The organism is Sphingomonas sp. UYP23 (assembly GCF_054059235.1).
The window spans coordinates 3055721-3074138 of record NZ_JBSSBX010000001.1 but is presented as its reverse complement, the minus strand read 5'-3'; the positions used below and the strand labels follow the sequence as shown (position 1 = coordinate 3074138).

The 18418-nt window shown below is 65.1% G+C and carries 18 protein-coding genes; 3 read left to right on the top strand and 15 right to left on the bottom strand.

Annotated features, from left to right (window positions below):
- Window positions 1–2: 2 nt before the first annotated feature.
- From ACVWYO_RS15190 to rpsL, 8 genes are all read right to left on the bottom strand, one after another.
- Window positions 3–314, bottom strand: coding sequence for a 50S ribosomal protein L23 (locus tag ACVWYO_RS15190; protein WP_010185496.1), 312 nt, complete (start codon window positions 312–314; stop codon window positions 3–5).
- Window positions 307–933 carry a 50S ribosomal protein L4 gene (gene rplD / locus ACVWYO_RS15185; protein ID WP_457352183.1) on the bottom strand — a complete coding sequence of 209 codons (627 nt, stop codon included), beginning with the start codon at window positions 931–933 and terminating at the stop codon, window positions 307–309. Before rplD ends, ACVWYO_RS15190 begins: the two co-directional genes overlap by 8 nt.
- Before the next feature lie 2 nt (window positions 934–935).
- On the bottom strand, window positions 936–1691 hold the full coding sequence (rplC, locus tag ACVWYO_RS15180; protein WP_010185494.1) for a 50S ribosomal protein L3: 756 nt from the start codon (window positions 1689–1691) through the stop codon (window positions 936–938).
- A gap of 232 nt (window positions 1692–1923) precedes the next feature.
- A complete protein-coding gene (rpsJ, locus tag ACVWYO_RS15175; protein WP_007406109.1) occupies window positions 1924–2232 on the bottom strand; it encodes a 30S ribosomal protein S10 in 309 nt (102 codons plus the stop codon).
- Window positions 2233–2433: 201 nt separating this feature from the next.
- Window positions 2434–3624 carry an elongation factor Tu gene (gene tuf, locus ACVWYO_RS15170; RefSeq protein ID WP_010185493.1) on the bottom strand — a complete coding sequence of 397 codons (1191 nt, stop codon included), beginning with the start codon at window positions 3622–3624 and terminating at the stop codon, window positions 2434–2436.
- A gap of 118 nt (window positions 3625–3742) precedes the next feature.
- Window positions 3743–5839: an elongation factor G gene (gene fusA, locus ACVWYO_RS15165; RefSeq protein WP_189675332.1), complete on the bottom strand. Its 2097-nt coding sequence runs from the start codon at window positions 5837–5839 to the stop codon at window positions 3743–3745.
- 80 nt (window positions 5840–5919) lie between these two features.
- Entirely contained in the window at window positions 5920–6390 is a 471-nt protein-coding gene (gene rpsG, locus ACVWYO_RS15160) for a 30S ribosomal protein S7 (protein WP_133189639.1), read from the bottom strand.
- Between the two features lie 57 nt (window positions 6391–6447).
- The gene (gene rpsL, locus ACVWYO_RS15155) at window positions 6448–6819 is read right to left on the bottom strand and encodes a 30S ribosomal protein S12 (protein WP_019516007.1); all 372 of its coding nucleotides are present in this window, start codon (window positions 6817–6819) and stop codon (window positions 6448–6450) included.
- A 262-nt stretch (window positions 6820–7081) separates the two neighbouring features.
- Between rpsL and glpD the strand changes: the two genes are divergently transcribed.
- The 3 genes from glpD to trhO all read left to right on the top strand — a co-directional run bounded on the left by glpD (window position 7082) and on the right by trhO (window position 10818).
- Window positions 7082–8572 (top strand): glycerol-3-phosphate dehydrogenase, encoded by a 1491-nt coding sequence (glpD, locus tag ACVWYO_RS15150; RefSeq protein WP_457352179.1) that lies wholly within the window; start codon window positions 7082–7084, stop codon window positions 8570–8572.
- A 66-nt stretch (window positions 8573–8638) separates the two neighbouring features.
- Window positions 8639–9703 (top strand): NAD(P)-dependent alcohol dehydrogenase, encoded by a 1065-nt coding sequence (locus ACVWYO_RS15145; protein WP_457352177.1) that lies wholly within the window; start codon window positions 8639–8641, stop codon window positions 9701–9703.
- A 182-nt stretch (window positions 9704–9885) separates the two neighbouring features.
- Window positions 9886–10818, top strand: coding sequence for an oxygen-dependent tRNA uridine(34) hydroxylase TrhO (gene trhO / locus ACVWYO_RS15140; RefSeq protein WP_457352175.1), 933 nt, complete (start codon window positions 9886–9888; stop codon window positions 10816–10818).
- 157 nt (window positions 10819–10975) lie between these two features.
- On the opposite strand, the gene proS is transcribed toward trhO, so the two are convergent.
- The 7 genes from proS to gcvT all read right to left on the bottom strand — a co-directional run bounded on the left by proS (window position 10976) and on the right by gcvT (window position 18363).
- Window positions 10976–12508 (bottom strand): proline--tRNA ligase, encoded by a 1533-nt coding sequence (proS, locus tag ACVWYO_RS15135; RefSeq protein WP_457352173.1) that lies wholly within the window; start codon window positions 12506–12508, stop codon window positions 10976–10978.
- Window positions 12509–12557: 49 nt separating this feature from the next.
- The gene (locus ACVWYO_RS15130; protein ID WP_457352171.1) at window positions 12558–13106 is read right to left on the bottom strand and encodes a DUF938 domain-containing protein; all 549 of its coding nucleotides are present in this window, start codon (window positions 13104–13106) and stop codon (window positions 12558–12560) included.
- 72 nt (window positions 13107–13178) lie between these two features.
- Complete coding sequence (locus ACVWYO_RS15125; protein ID WP_457352169.1) at window positions 13179–13682, bottom strand: DUF1453 domain-containing protein; 504 nt, start codon at window positions 13680–13682, stop codon at window positions 13179–13181.
- 9 nt (window positions 13683–13691) lie between these two features.
- Window positions 13692–15260 (bottom strand): aminomethyl-transferring glycine dehydrogenase subunit GcvPB, encoded by a 1569-nt coding sequence (gene gcvPB / locus ACVWYO_RS15120; protein ID WP_457352167.1) that lies wholly within the window; start codon window positions 15258–15260, stop codon window positions 13692–13694.
- Window positions 15257–16615: an aminomethyl-transferring glycine dehydrogenase subunit GcvPA gene (gene gcvPA / locus ACVWYO_RS15115; RefSeq protein WP_457352165.1), complete on the bottom strand. Its 1359-nt coding sequence runs from the start codon at window positions 16613–16615 to the stop codon at window positions 15257–15259. Before gcvPA ends, gcvPB begins: the two co-directional genes overlap by 4 nt.
- Window positions 16616–16741: 126 nt before the next feature.
- The gene (gene gcvH, locus ACVWYO_RS15110) at window positions 16742–17113 is read right to left on the bottom strand and encodes a glycine cleavage system protein GcvH (RefSeq protein ID WP_457352163.1); all 372 of its coding nucleotides are present in this window, start codon (window positions 17111–17113) and stop codon (window positions 16742–16744) included.
- Complete coding sequence (gcvT, locus tag ACVWYO_RS15105; protein WP_457352161.1) at window positions 17110–18363, bottom strand: glycine cleavage system aminomethyltransferase GcvT; 1254 nt, start codon at window positions 18361–18363, stop codon at window positions 17110–17112. The genes gcvH and gcvT overlap by 4 nt, the downstream gene beginning before the upstream one ends.
- Window positions 18364–18418 lie beyond the last annotated feature (55 nt).

Here is an 18418-nt window from a genome sequence, read left to right as displayed (position 1 = left end):
GATCAGATCCCCGTCGTCACGTCGATGGACTGGCCGTCCTTCAACGTCACGATCGCCTTCTTGATGTCGGACCGCGTGTAGGGCGCACCCTTCCACTTCTTGGTCTTGCCCTTCTGGACGATCGTGTTGACCCCCAGAACGGTCACGTCGAACAGCGCTTCCACAGCAGCCTTGATCTGCGGCTTGGTGGCGTCGTTGGTGACCTTGAACACGACCGCATTGTGCTCGGAGAGCAACGTGGCCTTTTCGGTGATGTGCGGAGCAACGATCACGTCGTAATGACGTGCGTCGATCCCGGTTTTTGGCTTAGCCATTGAAGCGCGCCTCCAGCATTTCGACGGCAGCGCGGGTCAGGACCAGCGTGTCGTGCTTCAGGATGTCATAGACGTTGGCGCCGGCGGCCGGCATCACGTTGATCGTGTGCAGGTTGCCCGCAGCCAGTGCGAAGCTGGTGTCGACCATGTCGCCGTCGATGACGAGCGCGGTCTTGCCGGTGCCGAGCTTGGCCCAATCCGCGATCAGCGTCTTGGTCTTGTTCTCGGCAACGCCAAGGCTGTCCATGACGACCAGCGTACCGGCCTGTGCATGCGTCGACAGCGCCATCTTGAGACCGAGTGCGCGGATCTTCTTGTTCAGGCCAGGGTTGAAGTCGCGGGTCCGCTGACCGTGCGCCTTACCACCACCGACGAAGATCGGAGCACGGCGATCGCCGTGACGTGCCGTACCGCCGCCCTTCTGGCGACCGAACTTCTTGCCGGTACGTGCAACGTCGGAACGCTCACGCGTGCCGCTTGCGGTCGCACGGCGCTTCTCGAGCTGCCAGGTGACGACGCGGTGCAGGATGTCGGCGCGCGGATCGAGACCGAAGACCTCGTCGTTGAGCTCGAATTCCGTGCCGGCTGCGCCGTCGAAAGACTGAGATGTAACCTTCATGATCAGCCCTCCTGGCCGTCGGTCGCGTCCACGGTCGCGACGTCAGCAGGCGTCTCGGCGGGAGCGGTGTCGTTGGTGTTGGCAACCTGGCGGAGGCCGGCGGGGTACGGCGCATCGGCGTGACGCGCGACCTTGACCGAATCCTTGACCAGCAACCAGCCGCCCTTCGAGCCAGGGACCGAACCCTTGACGAAGATGAGGCCACGCTCGACGTCGGTCGAGACGATTTCGAGGTTCTGCTGGGTGCGGTTCTTGTCGCCCATGTGACCGGCCATCTTCTTGTTCTTGAAGACCTTGCCCGGATCCTGGCGCTGACCGGTCGAACCGAGCGAACGGTGCGAGACCGAAACGCCGTGGGTCGCGCGCAGACCGCCGAAGCCCCAACGCTTCATGCCGCCCTGAAAGCCCTTACCCTGGGTCACGCCCTGGATATCGACGATCTGGCCGGAAACATAATGATCGGCAGAGATGGTCGCGCCGACTTCGAGCACGGCATCATCGCTCACGCGGAATTCCGCCAGCTTCGCCTTGGGCTCGACTTCGGCCTTGCCGAAGTGGCCGCGCTGCGGCTTGGCGACATTCTTTGCTTTTGCGGTACCTGCGCCCAGCTGGACTGCAACATACCCATCTCGATCGGCCTCGCGAACGGCCACAACTTGAAGATTTTCCAGTGCCAGAACGGTCACGGGCACATGGCGCCCGTCGTCCTGGAACCAGCGGGTCATCCCCATCTTTTTCGCGATCACGCCAGTGCGCATGATCAATGCTCCATACAATGCAGAGGCACCCCTCGGACCATTCCGAAGGGTGCGTACTCAGCCCAAACTCATTTTATACTGCGGCCCCGACCCGGGCTGGTGCTCCCCGCGTCGGCGGTGGAGCGTGTCGGGGGACGCAGACCCGGACCACACCTTTAATAAGGGGGTCCGGCGGTATCCCGTCTATCTGGTGCCGCCCGAAGGCTTCACCGAATCTCGTGGAGGCGCGCTATTACGCGAGCTTGATCTCGACGTCAACGCCTGCGGCGAGGTCGAGCTTCATCAGCGCATCGACCGTCTGCGGGGTCGGCTGAACGATGTCGAGCATGCGCTTGTAGGTACGGACCTCGAACTGCTCGCGCGACTTCTTGTCGATGTGCGGGCCGCGGTTGACCGTGAACTTCTCGATGCGCGTCGGCAGCGGAATGGGGCCACGGATGAGCGCGCCGGTGCGGCGGGCAGTGTCGGCGATGTCGCCGGTAGCCTGGTCGAGCACGCGATGATCGAATGCCTTCAGACGAATGCGGATATTGCTGTCCATAGTCCCTACCGATGCGAAAGAGCGGGGCAACTCACCCACTCGTCATCCCGGCATCTCGCGCCGGGGATGACGGCTGAATGGCCGCCTCTACTGATTAAAACCAAAACTGGAGGCGGGCCACTACAGGGCCCTTCCATAAAAAGCAACAGCCCGCGCCTCTCATCGAGGCGCGGGCTGCACTTTTTTCTATTGCTAGAAAATTTAGGCCGAAATGCCCGAGACGATGCCCGAACCAACGGTACGGCCGCCTTCGCGGATCGTGAAGCGCTGGCCGACGTCCATGGCGATCGGTGCGATCAGCTTGACGCCGAGCGCGATGTTGTCGCCAGGCATGACCATTTCGGTGCCCTCAGGCAGCTCGACGGTGCCGGTGACGTCGGTCGTGCGGAAGTAGAACTGCGGGCGGTAGTTGGCGAAGAACGGCGTGTGACGGCCACCCTCGTCCTTCGACAGCACGTAGACTTCCGACGAGAACGCCGTGTGCGGCTTGATCGAGCCGGGCTTGCAGAGAACCTGGCCACGCTCTACTTCTTCACGACCAACGCCGCGGATCAGCGCGCCGATGTTGTCGCCAGCCTGGCCCGAGTCGAGCAGCTTGCGGAACATTTCGACGCCCGTGACCGTGGTCTTGCGCGTGTCGTTGATGCCGACGATCTCGACTTCCTCGCCAACCTTGACGATGCCGGTCTCGACGCGGCCAGTGACAACCGTACCACGACCCGAGATCGAGAAGACGTCCTCGATCGGCATCATGAACGGCTTGTCGAGCGGACGCTCGGGCTGCGGCAGGTACGTGTCGACAGCTTCCATAAGCTTGAGGACGGCGTCATGGCCGATCTCAGGCGTGGTGTCGTTGAGCGCTGCAACAGCCGAACCGCGGATGACGGGGATGTTGTCGCCGTCGAAATCGTACTTCGAGAGAAGCTCGCGGATTTCCATCTCGACGAGCTCGAGGATTTCCTCGTCGTCGACGAGATCGACCTTGTTCATGAACACGACCATCGTCGGCACGCCGACCTGGCGTGCGAGCAGGATGTGCTCGCGGGTCTGCGGCATCGGGCCGTCGGTCGCCGAAACGACGAGGATCGCGCCGTCCATCTGTGCTGCGCCGGTGATCATGTTCTTCACATAATCGGCGTGGCCCGGGCAATCGACGTGCGCGTAGTGACGGGCAAGCGTCTCATACTCGACGTGTGCGGTCGAGATGGTGATGCCGCGCTCGCGCTCTTCGGGAGCCTTGTCGATGTTGGCATAGCTGGTGAAGGTGGCGCCACCGGTCTCGGCGAGCACCTTGGTGATCGCAGCCGTGAGCGACGTCTTGCCATGATCGACATGGCCGATCGTGCCGATGTTGAGATGCGGCTTGTTCCGCTCGAACTTTGCTTTCGCCATGATTTCCTACCTTATTGATTCGCTCGCGGCCTTCAGAGCTCCACGCGAACGCGGGCCCATAGCGACCTATTTCGGGATACGCTAGCCCTAGCGCCCAACCGGGCGCCAGGGCTTGCAATTACGCCAGCTTTGCCTTGACCTCGTCCGCGACGTTCGCCGGGACTTCTTCGTAATGCGAGAACTGCATCGAGTAGTTCGCGCGGCCCTGGGTGAACGAGCGCAGCGCGTTCACATAGCCGAACATGTTCGCCAGCGGGACCATCGCGTCCACCGACTGCGCGTTGCCGCGCGTATCAGTGCCCTGGATCTGGCCACGACGGCTGTTCATGTCGCCGATGACGTCGCCCAGATAATCTTCCGGGGTCACGACTTCGACCTTCATGATCGGCTCGAGCAGCTTGATGCCGGCCTTCTGCGCGACTTCACGCATCGCGCCACGGGCACAGATTTCGAACGCCAGCGCCGACGAGTCGACGTCATGGTAGGCGCCGTCATAGACGAGGATCTCGAAATCGATGATCGGGAAGCCGACCAGCGAACCGGTAGCCGCCGTCTCGCGGAAGCCCTTTTCGATCGCCGGGATATATTCCTTCGGAATGTTACCGCCCTTGATCTCGTCCTTGAAGACGATGCCCGAACCGCGCTCGCCCGGCGTGACCTTGACCTTCACGCGCCCGAACTGGCCGGTACCACCCGACTGCTTCTTGTGCGTGTAGTCGACGTCGACCGGCTTGCCGAGATACTCACGGTACGCCACCTGCGGCGCGCCGACATTGGCCTCGACCTTGAACTCGCGCTTCATGCGGTCGACCAGGATCTCGAGATGGAGCTCGCCCATGCCCTTGATGATGGTCTGGCCCGACTCGGCGTCCGACGAAACGCGGAACGACGGATCTTCGCGTGCGAGACGATTGAGCGCGACGCCCATCTTCTCCTGGTCGGCCTTGGTCTTGGGCTCGACCGAGAGCTCGATCACGGGCTCGGGGAATTCCATCCGCTCGAGGATGATCGGAGCGTTCATCGCGCAGAGCGTGTCGCCGGTCGTGGTGTCCTTGAGGCCCGCCAGAGCAACGATGTCGCCTGCATAGGCCACCTGGATGTCCTCGCGCTCGTTCGCATGCATCAGCAGCATGCGACCGACCTTTTCCTTCTTGTCCTTGACCGAGTTCGTGACCTGCGACGCAGTCTCGAGCTTGCCCGAGTAGATGCGCGCGAAGGTCAGCGTACCCACGAACGGATCGTTCATGATCTTGAACGCGAGCGCCGAGAACGGCGCTTCGTCCGACGAAGGACGCTCGTCGACGGTCGTGCCGTCGAGCTTGAGGCCCTGGATGGCCGGAACGTCGAGCGGCGACGGCAGATAGTCGACGACGGCGTCGAGCAACGGCTGAACGCCCTTGTTCTTGAACGCCGAACCGCAGACGACCGGCACGAACGAGAAATTGAGCGTGCCCTTGCGGATCAGCTTCTTCAGGTCGGCAGTCGAAGGCTCGTTGCCCTCGAGATACGCTTCCATCAGTGCGTCGTCCTGCTCGACGGCCATTTCGATCAGGTCGCTGCGATACTTCGCTGCCTTCTCGGCGAGATCCTCGGGGATCTCGGCATATTCGAACTTCGCGCCGAGGCTCTCTTCGAGCCAGATGATCGCACGGTTCTCGACGAGGTCGACGAGGCCCTTGAAGCCGCCTTCCATGCCGATCGGGAGATACAGCACGGCCGGACGCGCACCGAGGCGATCGATGATCGACTGGACGCAGAAATAGAAATCGGCACCGGTACGGTCGAGCTTGTTGACGAAGCACATCCGCGGCACTTTGTACTTTTCAGCCTGACGCCACACGGTTTCGGACTGCGGCTCGACGCCGGCAACGCCGTCGAAGCACGCAACCGCGCCATCGAGCACGCGGAGCGAACGCTCGACTTCGATCGTGAAGTCGACGTGCCCGGGGGTGTCGATGATGTTGATCAGGTGCTCTTCGCCCTTGCCTTCGCTGGCGCGCCACTTGCAGGTCGTCGCAGCCGACGTGATCGTGATCCCGCGCTCCTGCTCCTGCTCCATCCAATCCATCGTCGCGGTGCCTTCATGCACTTCGCCGATCTTGTAGGACTTGCCGGTGTAATAGAGGATACGCTCGGTCGTCGTCGTCTTGCCGGCGTCGATGTGCGCCATGATGCCGATGTTGCGATAGCGTTCGAGCGGATGGCTGCGGGCCATGTCAGTGCTTCCTTAGCGATGTGGGGAGCCGGATGGTCCAGCTCCCCACTATATAGGTTACGATTGCAGCGAGCGCTAGCTTACCAGCGGTAGTGCGAGAACGCGCGGTTGGCCTCGGCCATGCGGTGCGTGTCTTCGCGCTTCTTGACCGCGTTGCCGCGGTTGTTGGCGGCGTCCATCAGCTCGCCCGAAAGGCGGGCCGACATGGTGTTCTCGCTGCGCGCACGGGCAGCCGAGATCAACCAGCGAATCGCCAGAGCCTGGGCGCGCTCGGGGCGCACTTCGACCGGGACCTGGTAGGTCGCACCACCGACACGGCGGCTGCGGACTTCGATGCCGGGCTTCACGTTGGTGAGCGCGTCATGGAACACCGCGACAGGATCCTTCTTCGCACGGGCTTCGACGGTTTCCATCGCGCCGTACACGATCAGTTCTGCAACCGACTTCTTACCGTCGAGCATAACCGAATTCATGAACTTCGAGAGGACCTCATCACCGTACTTAGGATCGGGGAGGATGATACGCTTTTCTGGGCGACGACGACGTGCCATTTAAATTCTTCCTTCTAAACTTCAGCCATACGAGGATCGGCTATCGAGCCGACCGGCTTACTTCGGACGCTTGGCGCCGTACTTGGAACGCGACTGGCGACGATCCTTGACACCCTGTGTATCGAGGACACCGCGCAGGACATGGTAGCGCACGCCGGGAAGATCGCGAACGCGACCGCCGCGGATCAGCACGACCGAGTGCTCCTGCAGGTTGTGACCCTCGCCCGGGATGTAGCTGATGACTTCGCGCTGGTTGGTCAGGCGAACCTTGGCCACCTTGCGCAGAGCCGAGTTCGGCTTCTTCGGGGTCGTCGTGTAGACGCGGGTGCAAACGCCGCGCTTCTGCGGGTTCTGCTCCATTGCAGGGACCTTGGACTTGGCCTTCTGCGGATCGCGGCCCTTGCGGACCAGCTGGTTGATTGTCGGCATTGAATCTCTTCACCTTGACTGTTGGTTACTTTGCTGGAGCCTTGACGCCCCCCCAGAACAATTCGGGGAATACAAAAAGGGCCGTTGGCAGCGAAACGGCCACCGGGCCCTGGAATGCATCCAGCAATGTTCAAGCACCGTCCCGGAGCAAAACTCCGGTCGAGCGGGGGTGCGCATACAATGCGACTCGGTTTGGGTCAACCGCGCGCTCTACCAATCTTCGGTGCTTCCGATGCCTCCCCCTAGCTGGTAAGGCCAGTTCATGACAATTAAACCCTATGACCTGCTCATCATCGGCGGCGGGATCAACGGCTGCGCGATCGCGCGCGAGGCATCGCTGCTCGGGCTCACCGTCCTGCTGGTCGAGCGCGACGATCTGGCGGCGCATACCTCATCGGCCTCGACCAAGCTGATCCATGGTGGCCTGCGCTATCTCGAATATTACGAGTTCAAACTCGTCGCCGAGGCGCTGCGCGAGCGCGAGCGGCTGGTAAAGGCGGCGCCGCACATCATTCACCCGATGCGATTCGTCCTGCCGCAGACCAATGCGGTGCGGCCGTGGTGGATGGTGCGGCTCGGGCTGTATCTCTACGATTTCCTCGGCGGCAAGATGACGCTCGCGCGCTCGCGCGGCCTGCGGAAGACCGACACCGCCTATCGCGCGCCGCTGAAGGGCGCGGCGTCGGGCTTCGTCTATTCGGACGCGTTCGTCGACGACGCGCGGCTGACCGTCCTCAACGCGATCGATGCCGCAGCCAATGGCGCCGATGTGCGAGTCGGTACCGCAGTCGGGTCGGCGCGGCGCGAGGATGGCCTGTGGCAGGCCGCGCTTTCCGACGGCAGCACGGTGAGCGCCCGCGCGATGGTCAACGCGGCGGGCCCGTGGGTCCACCAGATGCTCGGCAAGCTCGGCGTCAACGCCGCCTCGGGCGTGCGACTCGTCAAGGGCAGCCATATCGTCGTCCCCAAGCTGTTCGAGGGGACGCATTCCTACATCCTCCAGCAGCCCGACCGCCGCATCGTCTTCGCGATCCCCTATCAGGGCGACTTCACCGAGATCGGCACGACCGACATCCCGGTCGACGCGCCCGAGGACGCGAAGATCGACGATGCCGAGATCGCCTATCTCTGCGATGCGGTGAATCTGCACTTCACGCAGCAGATCTCCCCCGCCGACGTCACCTCGACCTGGTCGGGCGTGCGCCCGCTCTACGACGATGGCGCGAGCGAGGCGAAGGCGGTGACGCGCGATTACGTGCTCGAGCTCGACACCAACGGCCCGCCCCTGCTGTCGATCTTCGGCGGCAAGATTACCACGGCGCGCCATCTCGCCGAGGAGGCGATGGAGAAGCTCGCGACGCCGATCGGCTTCACCGCCCACCCCGTGAGCCGCGCGCGCATCTTCCCCGGCGGCGCGATCGCCGACTTCGAGACTTTTCTCGCCAGCATCCGCGCGACCTGGCCGTTCCTCGGGGATGCGCGCGCAGAGCGGATGGCGCACGCCTATGGCTCGATGCTGGCCGAGATGCTGCGCGATGTGAAGAGCGCCGACGATCTCGGCCCCGACCTCGGCGGCGGCCTCACCGAAGTCGAGGCGCGCTGGCTCCACGACCGCGAATGGGCGCGCACGCCGGACGATGTGCTCAAGCGCCGCAGCAAGCTCAGCCTGCACCTCTCCGACGCCGCGCAGGCGCGTTTTGCCGAGCATTGGGCCGCGCTCTTTTCTGCCGCAGTGCAGCAAGACGCCTTGTAACGGGCGGTACACAACCCGATCTGGGGTGCCTCGACATTCTGTCTCCAAAGCCGAGGTACCCCCCAAATGACAACCACCGCCAACGCCTTCGCGGCGCCTTCCGCCGACGCGCCCTTCGCGCCTTTCTCGTTCGAGCGCCGCGATCTGCTCGCCGACGACGTCGCGATCGACATCCTGTTCTGCGGGGTCTGCCATTCCGATCTCCACACCGCGCGCGGTGAGTGGGGCCCGACCAATTATCCGTGCGTCCCCGGCCATGAAATCGTCGGCCGCGTTTCGGCGGTCGGCAGCGACGTCACCAAGTTCGCGGTCGGCGATCTCGCCGGCGTCGGCTGCATGGTCGACAGCTGCGGCCATTGCCCGTCGTGCACCGACGGCGAGGAGCAGTATTGCGAGACCACCGGTTTCGTCGGCACCTATGACGCACCCGATACGCGCTCGGGCGGCTACACCTTCGGCGGCTATTCCGACCATATCGTCGTGAAGCAGGATTTCGTGCTCAAGGTCGGGCATGACGAGGCCGATCTCGCCGCGGTCGCCCCCCTGCTGTGCGCGGGCATCACCACCTATTCGCCGCTGCATCACTGGAACGTCGGTCCGGGCCAGAAGGTCGGTATAGTCGGCCTGGGCGGGCTCGGCCATATGGGCGTCAAGATCGCCAAGGCGATGGGCGCCGACGTCTATGTCTTCAGCACGTCGCCGAACAAGCGTGAGGACGCCAAGCGGCTCGGCGCGACCGACCTGATCGTGTCGAAGGACGAAGCCGCGATGGCCGAACACGCCAACAGCTTCGACTTCATCCTCAACACCGTCGCGGCGAGCCACGATCTCGACCCGTTCCTCAACCTGCTCAAGCGCGACGGCACGATGACGCTGGTCGGCGTTCCCGAGACGCCGCATCCCTCGCCGAGCGTCGGCGCGATGGTGTTCAAGCGGCGCTCGATCGCGGGCTCGCTGATCGGCGGGATCCAGGAGACGCAGGAAATGCTCGATTTCTGCGTGAAGCACGGCCTGACCGCGGATATCGAGATGATCGACATTCAGAACATCGACACCGCCTATGACCGGATGGTGAAGAGCGATGTGAAGTATCGCTTCGTCATCGACATGGAGTCGCTGAAGGCGGCTTAACTCGGGGGCGGGCGGCGTCAGCGCGCCGCCCGCCACACCTCACCACGTCACCCCGGCCTTGTGCCGGGGTCCACCGTGCAGCGTCCGCGACAGCGGTTGTGGAGAGGTGGCCCCCGGCACAAGGCCGGGGTGACGGCCGGTGTATTTTACCGCAGCTGCAAACCATCTACAGGGGCGAAGTCATGACAGCCCCCTCCCCCATCACCGTCGCCGCGCTCTACCGCTTCGCCCGCTTCCCCGACCCGGCAGCGCTCCGCCAGCCGCTGCTCGATCTCTGCACCGCGAACGGCGTGCGCGGCACGCTACTGCTGGCGCAGGAAGGCATCAACGGCACGATCGCCGCCCCTGAAGCCGGTATCGCCACGGTCGTCGCCCACATTCGCACCCTGCCCGACTGTGCCGCGCTCACCCCCAAATACAGCCATGCGGACACGATGCCGTTCCACCGCCTCAAGGTCCGCCTCAGGCGCGAGATCGTGACGATGGGCGAACCCGCGATCGATCCGCTCGGCGGCGTCGGCACCTATGTCAAACCCGCCGAGTGGAACGCGCTGATCGAGTCGCCCGACACGATCGTGATCGACACGCGCAACGCGTATGAAGTGAAGGTCGGCACCTTTGCCGGCGCGATCGACCCCGAGACGGCGCGCTTCAGTGACTTCCCCGCCTGGGCCCGCGCGCACCGCGCCGAGCTCGAAGGCAAGAAGATCGCAATGTTCTGCACCGGCGGCATCCGCTGCGAGAAGTCCACCGCCTTCCTCAAGGCCGAGGGGCTCGACGAGGTTTATCACCTCGACGGCGGCATCCTGAAATATCTCGAGGAAGTACCCGAGGCCGAGAGCCGCTGGCAGGGCGAATGCTTCGTCTTCGACGAGCGCGTCGCGGTCCGGCACGGGCTGGCGCCGGGCACGCACGAACTGTGTCGCGGCTGCCGGATGCCGGTCAGCCGCGAGGAACGCGCTTCGCCGCTGTACGAGGAAGGCGTCGCCTGCCCCGCCTGCGCGGACACGATCGATGCCACCAAGCGCACCGCTGACGCCGAGCGCCATCGTCAGGTCAAGCTCGCCGAAGCCCGCGGCGAGGCGCATGTCGGAGCCGCGTTCGACAAGGGCTGACGCGACTCGCCGTAGAGCGGTCGCTTCCCCGGCGAAGGCCGGGCCCAATCGCGCGCGGTCAGAGGCTCGCGTTGCGCGTGATCCCATTGTCCATCACGACTGGGCCCCGGCCTTCGCCGGGGAAGCGCTGTTCATGGCTGAGCCGCGCGAAGCAGCCTCAGTATGACCGCCCGATCAGCACGCGCTCGACCGCGGGCTCGCCGGTGAACACGCACGGCCCATCGACTACCGCCTGCGCCATTGGTGCGTTGCGGATGGTGAGCTTGAGTTTCTTGAGCCGCTCCACGACACCCTCGAGCGCTTCGCCGCTCGGCTTCGACCATTGCACTTCGAGCCAGCCGGGGTTCTTCACGCCCTCGGCGAAATGCGTTTCGAGCGCTGCGAAATCGGCACCCGGAACAATGCTCGCCTCGAGCCGCGCACGCGCCTCGCTGTGGAGCGATCCCTGGATCTCCTCAAGCGTCGCCGAGACGGCAGCGACGAAATCACCCTGCGCGACAACCGCGCTGTCGAGCTTGCCATCGGCGCGGTACAGCCGGTCGCGGCGGATCACCGAGACGTTGCCGCCGGCGACATCACGTCCGCCGACTTCGATCACGATCGGCGCGCCCTTCTTGACCCAGCCCCAGCGCTTGGTGGCAGCCTTGCCGAACTTTAGGTCGAGCAACGCCCGCACTGGCTCGCCCAATGCCGATTGCTGCGCCAGGTCGGCCTGCAGCGCCTTGCAATAATCGACGACCGCAGCGTCCTCGGGCCCATCGCGCAGCATCGGCACGATCACCACCTGCCACGGTGCGATCCGCGGCGGCACGCGCAGGCCGTCGTCGTCGCCATGGACCATGATCACGCCGCCGATCATCCGCGTCGACACACCCCAGCTCGTCGTGTTGGCAAGCTCGAACACGCCTTCCGAATTTTGGAACTTGATGTCCTGCGCCTGCGCGAAGTTGGTGCCGAGGAAGTGCGAAGTACCCGCCTGGAGCGCCTTGCCGTCCTGCATCATGGCCTCGATGCTGTAGGTCGAGACCGCACCGGGAAAACGCTCGTTCTCGGGCTTCTCGCCCGCCACCACCGGCAGGGCGAGACAATCCTCGGCAAACGACCGATAGACTTCGAGCATCTTGAGCGTCTCTTCGCGCGCCTCCTCGGCCGTGGCGTGGGCGGTGTGCCCCTCCTGCCAGAGGAACTCGCTGGTGCGCAGGAACATCCGCGTGCGCATTTCCCAGCGGACGACATTGGCCCATTGGTTGATCAGCACCGGCAGATCGCGCCACGACTGCACCCAGCGCGCGAACGCCGCGCCGATCACCGTCTCCGAGGTCGGGCGCACGACGAGCGGCTCCTCGAGCTTCGCGGTCGGATCGGGCATAAGTCCGCCCTTGCCGTCGCTCACCAGCCGGTGATGCGTGACGACCGCCATCTCCTTGGCGAAGCCCTCGACGTGATCCGCCTCCTTCTCGAAATAGGAGAGCGGAATGAACAGCGGGAAATAGCAATTCTCGTGGCCGGTCGCCTTGATCCGATCATCGAGCAGGCGCTGGATGCGCTCCCAGATGCCATAGCCCCACGGCCGGATGACCATGCACCCGCGTACGCCCGATTCCTCGGCGAGATCGGCCTCCGCGATGACGGACTGGTACCAGGCGGAGAAATCGGCCTCGCGGGTGACGGGGAGTGCATGCTTGATCATGCTGGCGCGGATAGCGCGGAGAAGCGGCGGCGTCACCCCCGGGCGCGCGCTACGCCGTGCGGCGAAACACCAGCAGCAGATTGTTCGCCGGCATCGCGATCGTCGCCTCCAGCACGAACCCTACCGCCGCTTCCCGCACCGCATCGACCGAGCGGATCCCCCAGCGCGGATCGCGCGCGCGAAGCGACTCATCGAACTCCAGATTACTCTGTGCTGTCGGCACATCGTATTGCAGGAACGGGCCGTAGAGGATCAGCGGCGCTCCCGCTGGAAGCAGCCGTGCCGCGCCAGCCATGAGCCCGAGCGTCGCCTCCCACGGGCTGATATGCACCATGTTGATGCACAGCACCGCATCGGCGCGATCGACGGGCCAGGTAGCGGCCGCGGCATCGATCTCGAGTGGCGGCAGGACATTGTCGATACCCTCGCACCACGCCGCGATCGACACGCGCGCGGCCGGGTCCGGATCGCTCGGCTGCCAGTCGAGCGCCGGAAATTCGCCCGCGAAATAGGCGGCATGCTCGCCCGATCCGCTGGCGATCTCGAGCACCGTTCCCGACAAGGGCAACACGCCGCGCAGCGTGTCCGCGATCGCCATGCGGTTGCGCAGCGTCGCGGGCGCATGGCCGCCGCGCCTCGACGCCTGCCTCGGCCGGGATCCACGGCTCGGTCACGCGGGTACGCCTTCGAGCAGACGCTTCGCGCGCAGATACATTTCGAGCCGCTGCACCGCGAAGATGCCGAGCGACAGCGCCGCCAAGCCATCGAGCAGCAGATTGACGTCGAAGTGCAGCGCCTGCCCCTCGGCCTGCGCGATCGTCTTGACCGCAATCAGCACGACGATAATCGCCAGCGCCCAGATCGAGCCCTTCTGCATCAGCAGCCCGGTCGCGGGGTCGATATGGATCCGCATCGTCTTGCCGCGCTGCCAGCCGATCGCCCCGCCGATCACCAAACCGAGCAGCGCGACGCCCCAGCCGAGAGGCGTCGGCGGGAAGCGCACGAACAGATAAGCGACGACCAGTGCATAGACCGCGGGCACGATCCACAATTGCTCGACCTTGAGCGGTCGCACGCGCATCAGGCTCCGTCCGCGGATCGCAAAGACGATGACGAAGACCACGGCCAGGATGGCATATTGCTGCCATCCGGCCTGAACCTGATGCACCTGCATATTTCCCCCTTATTCCGCGGCTTGCGCGAGTTCCGGGTCCTTCCATACCAGTATCGGCTTGCGTGCGGCCAGCGTTTCGTCAAGCCGGCTGCGCGGTGCGAAATGCGGTGCAGACTTGAGACTGACGTCACCCGCCTTGGCCCGCTCGGCGACCGAGCGCAGGGCCACGATAAACTGGTCGAGTGCAGCCTTCGATTCGGTCTCGGTTGGCTCGATCAGCATCGCGCCGTGAACGACGAGCGGGAAGTACATCGTCATCGGGTGGAAGCCCTCGTCGATCAGCCCCTTGGCGACGTCGATCGTCGAGAAGCCGTCGGCAAGTCCGTTGTCCGAGAACAACGCCTCGTGCATGCACGGCCCCGCGCCACCGAACGGCGCCTCGAGCGTCTTGTCGAGGCTGCGCAGGATGTAGTTGGCGTTGAGCACGGCATCCTCCGATACCTGCCGCAGCCCATCGGCGCCGTGGCTGAGGATGTAGGTCAGCGCGCGCGTGAACATGCCCATCTGCCCGTGGAACGCGACCATCCGGCCGAACGCGGCGGCATGATGCTCGCCCGCGGTTTCCTCCTCGACGAGGTGGAAGCCGTCGTCGGTCTTCTCGACGAACGGCAGCGGTGCGAAGGGGCTGAGCGCCTTCGAGAACACCACCGGCCCCGAACCCGGCCCGCCGCCGCCATGCGGCGTCGAGAAGGTCTTGTGGAGGTTGATGTGCATCGCGTCGATGCCGAGATCACCCGGCCGCACGCGCCCGACGATCGCGTTGAAGTTCGCGCCGTCGCAATAGACGAGCCCGCCCGCCGCATGCACCGCGTCCGAGATCACGCGCATGTCGCGCTCGAACAGGCCGCAGGTGTTGGGGTTGGTGATCATCACGCCCGCGACGTCGGGCCCGAGTCGCGCGATCAGCTTCTCGGTGTCGACGCGGCCGTCGGCGGTCGCGGGGATATCCTCGACGCTATAGCCGGCGAACGCCGCGGTCGCCGGGTTGGTGCCGTGCGCGCTTTCGGGGACGAGGATGATTTTCCGGTGTCCCTCGCCGCGCGCTTCGAGCGCCGCGCGGATCGCGAGCACGCCGCACAGCTCGCCGTGTGCGCCGGCCTTCGGGCTCATCGCGACCGAGTCCATGCCAGTGAGCGTCACCAGCCAATGCGCGAGCTGCTGGATCACCTCGAGCGCGCCCTGGACGGTCTGCACCGGTGCAAGCGGATGGATGTCGGCGAAACCGGGAAGCCGCGCCATCTTCTCGTTGAGCCGCGGATTGTGCTTCATCGTGCACGAGCCGAGCGGGAAGAAGCCGAGGTCGATCCCGTAATTCTGGCGCGACAGGCGGGTATAGTGGCGGACGGTCTCGGGCTCGGACAGGCCCGGAAGGCCGATCGGCGCAGTGCGGGCGAGGTCGCCCAGCCGCGAAGTTGCGGCGACGGGCTCGACAAGGTCGACGCCGGTGGTCGTCGTGTCACCGATCTCGAAGATCAGCGCTTCTTCGAGTATCAGCGCCTTGTTGCCAGTGGTCGTCGGGCTAGCCTTCCCGCCCGAGATCGGCGCTTCGGGGCGCCATCCGCTTGCGTTGATGCTCATGCCAGTACCTCCTGAAGCGCGGCGGCAAGCGTTTCGACGTCCTCCGCGGTCGTCGTCTCGGTCACGGCGACGACAAGGCCGTTCGCCAGCGCATCCTCGCCCGGATAGAGCCGCCCGAGCGAAACCCCCGCGAGGATCCCGCGATCGGCGAGCGTGCGTACGATCGGGCGCGCCTCGACCGGCAGCTTGAGCGTGAATTCGTTGAAGAAGCGCGTCGTCACCAGCTCGACACCCGGCACCTGCGACAGCCGCTCGGCCGCCGCCACCGCACCCGCATGGTTGATCGCCGCAAGCTGACGCAGGCCAGCCTCGCCGAGCAAGGTCATGTGGATCGAGAAGGCCAGCGCACACAGCCCGCTGTTAGTGCAGATGTTCGACGTCGCCTTCTCGCGGCGGATATGCTGCTCGCGCGTGCTGAGCGTCAGCACAAAGCCGCGGCGGCCGTCTGCATCGAGCGTCTCGCCGCACAGTCGGCCCGGCATCTGGCGGACGTACTTTTCCTTGCAGCCGAACAGGCCAACGTAAGGGCCGCCGAACTGCAGCCCGACGCCGAGCGACTGCCCCTCGCCCACCACGATATCGGCGTCCATCTCGCCCGGCGCCTTGATCGCACCCAAAGCGACCGGCTCGGTCACGACGGCGATCAGCAGCGCCTTGTTGGCATGGCACGCATCGGCAAGCGGCTGCAGATCGGCGATGCGGCCGAGAATATCAGGATATTGCACCACGACGCAGGACGTATCCTTGTCGATCGCCGCGATCAGCGTCTCGACATCGGTGTCCGGTCCGAGCGTCGGCGCCGAAGTCTCGAGCGCGTCGCCGGTGAACTTCGCCATCGTCCTCGCGACCGAGACGTAATGCGGGTGGAGCCCCGACGACAGGATCGCCTTGCCGCGCTTGGTGATGCGCCGCGCCATGCCGATCGCCTCCCAGCAGGCGGTCGAGCCGTCGTACATCGAGGCGTTGGCGACATCGGTGCCGAGCAGGCGCGCGACCTGCGTCTGGAACTCGAACAGCATCTGCAGCGTGCCCTGCGCGATCTCGGGCTGGTACGGCGTGTAGGCGGTGAGGAACTCGCCGCGCTGGATCAGATGATCGACCGAGGCTGGCACATGATGCTTGTATGCGCCGCAGCCGAGGAAGAACGGCACGTCCCCCGCGGTGAGGTTCTTGCGCGACAGCGCGGTCATGTGACGTTCGACCGCCATCTCGCTCGCGTGCATCGGCAGGCCATGGATCGGGCCGTCGAGGCGGGCGGCTTCGGGCACGTCGACGAACAGATCGTCGATCGTCGCAACGCCGATCACGCCGAGCATCGCGTCGCGATCGATTTGGGTCAGGGGCAGGTAGCGCATTTCGGATACTCCCCCCTCCCGGCTTGCGGGAGGGGCTGGGGGAGGGAATGTCGAAAGGGTCGGCGGCGGGTCTTGTTATAGGCCCTCCCCCAGCCCCTCCCGCGAGCGGGAGGGGGGTTAGAAGGCTCAGAGCTTCTCGACGAACGCCGCGTAGGCGATCTCGTCCATCAGGCCGCTCAGCTCTTCCGGATCGGACAGCGTCAGCTTGAAGAACCAGCCGTCGCCCTCGGGCTCCTCGTTGACGAGGCCTGGCGTCTCGGTGAGCGCGGGGTTGCCCTCGAGCACGGTGCCCGACACCGGCGAATAGACGTCGGATGCCGCCTTGACCGATTCGACCACTGCGGCTTCGTCGCCCTTGGTCAGCTCCTTTCCCTCTTCGGGGACATCGACGAACACGATGTCGCCGAGCTGGCTCTGCGCATATTCGGAGATACCGACGGTGCCGACATCGCCATCGACATCGACCCACTCATGGTCTTCGGTGAAATAGCGGCTCATTTTGGACCTCCTGCACGGACGTAGCGGTGGGGAATGAAGGGCATTGCGGTGACGGTCGCGGTGTGGACCTTCCCGCGCTGCGACAAAGTAACAATGGTGCCCGGCGTGGCGAACTCGGCCGGAACATAGGCCATCGCGATCGCCGCACCGACGCTCGGCGCGAAGCCGCCGCTGGTGACGCGGCCGATGTCGGCGCCGCTGCCATCGACGACGGTGGCGCCCTCACGGACCGGCTGGCGACCGGCGATCAGCAGGCCGACGCGCTTGGTCGCCGCACCGGCGGCGCGCTCGGCGAGGATCGGTTCGGCACCCATGAAGTCGCCCGCCTCGCGGCGGCGCTTCGACAGCGCGAAGCCGAGATCGGCCTGAACCGGCGTCGTCTCGGGATCGAGATCGTGCCCATAAAGCGGCAACCCCGCCTCGAGCCGGAGCGAATCGCGCGCACCCAGACCGATCGGCTTGACCTCGGGCTCGGCGGTCAGCGCGTCGGCGAGCGCGACGACATGCTCGCCGGGCACCGAAATCTCGAAACCGTCCTCACCGGTATAGCCCGAACGACTGATCCACAGCGGCACGCCGTTCCAGTCGAACGCGTCCGCAGTCATGAAGACCAGCTGCTCGACGCCGGGCACCAGCCGCGCGAGCGCATCGACCGCCTTGGGCCCTTGCAGCGCGAGCAATGCCTGCTCCTCGAGATGGTTGATCGCGATGCCGTCCGGCAGGAATTCGAGCAGATGCGCGATATCGTCGATCTTGGTCGCGCCGTTGACGACCATGTAGAAGAGCGGCGCGTCGGGATCGGTCGGCGACGCGTCGAGCGGCGACCAGCCCGCGGGCTCGGCGGGTACGCCCGCCTCTTCGACAGCCGCGAACGGGCTCTCGCGCGGCAGATGCGTGACCATCAGATCGTCGAGAATGCCGCCATTCTCCGCGAGCAGCAGCGAATAGCGCTGCTTATTCTCGCCCAGCCCGGCAATGTCGGCCGGAAGCAGCGCCTCAAGCGCAGCGACGACGTCGGCACCGCCCTCGGCGCGGAAGACGAGCTGCCCCATATGGCTGACGTCGAACAGCCCGGCCGATTCGCGCACCCACAGATGCTCGGCCATGATGCCTTCATACTGCACGGGCATGTGATAGCCGGCAAACTCGACCATCCGCCCGCCCTGCGCGCGGTGCCAGCCGTCGAGCGGCAGCACCTGCGTCGGAACTTCGGTCGGGGCGATCTCGTCGGAAATCTCGGTGTCGCTCATGTCAGGCCTTCCGTGCTGGGACTACGGCGCAGCTCGACGCACCAGCGCCGAATCT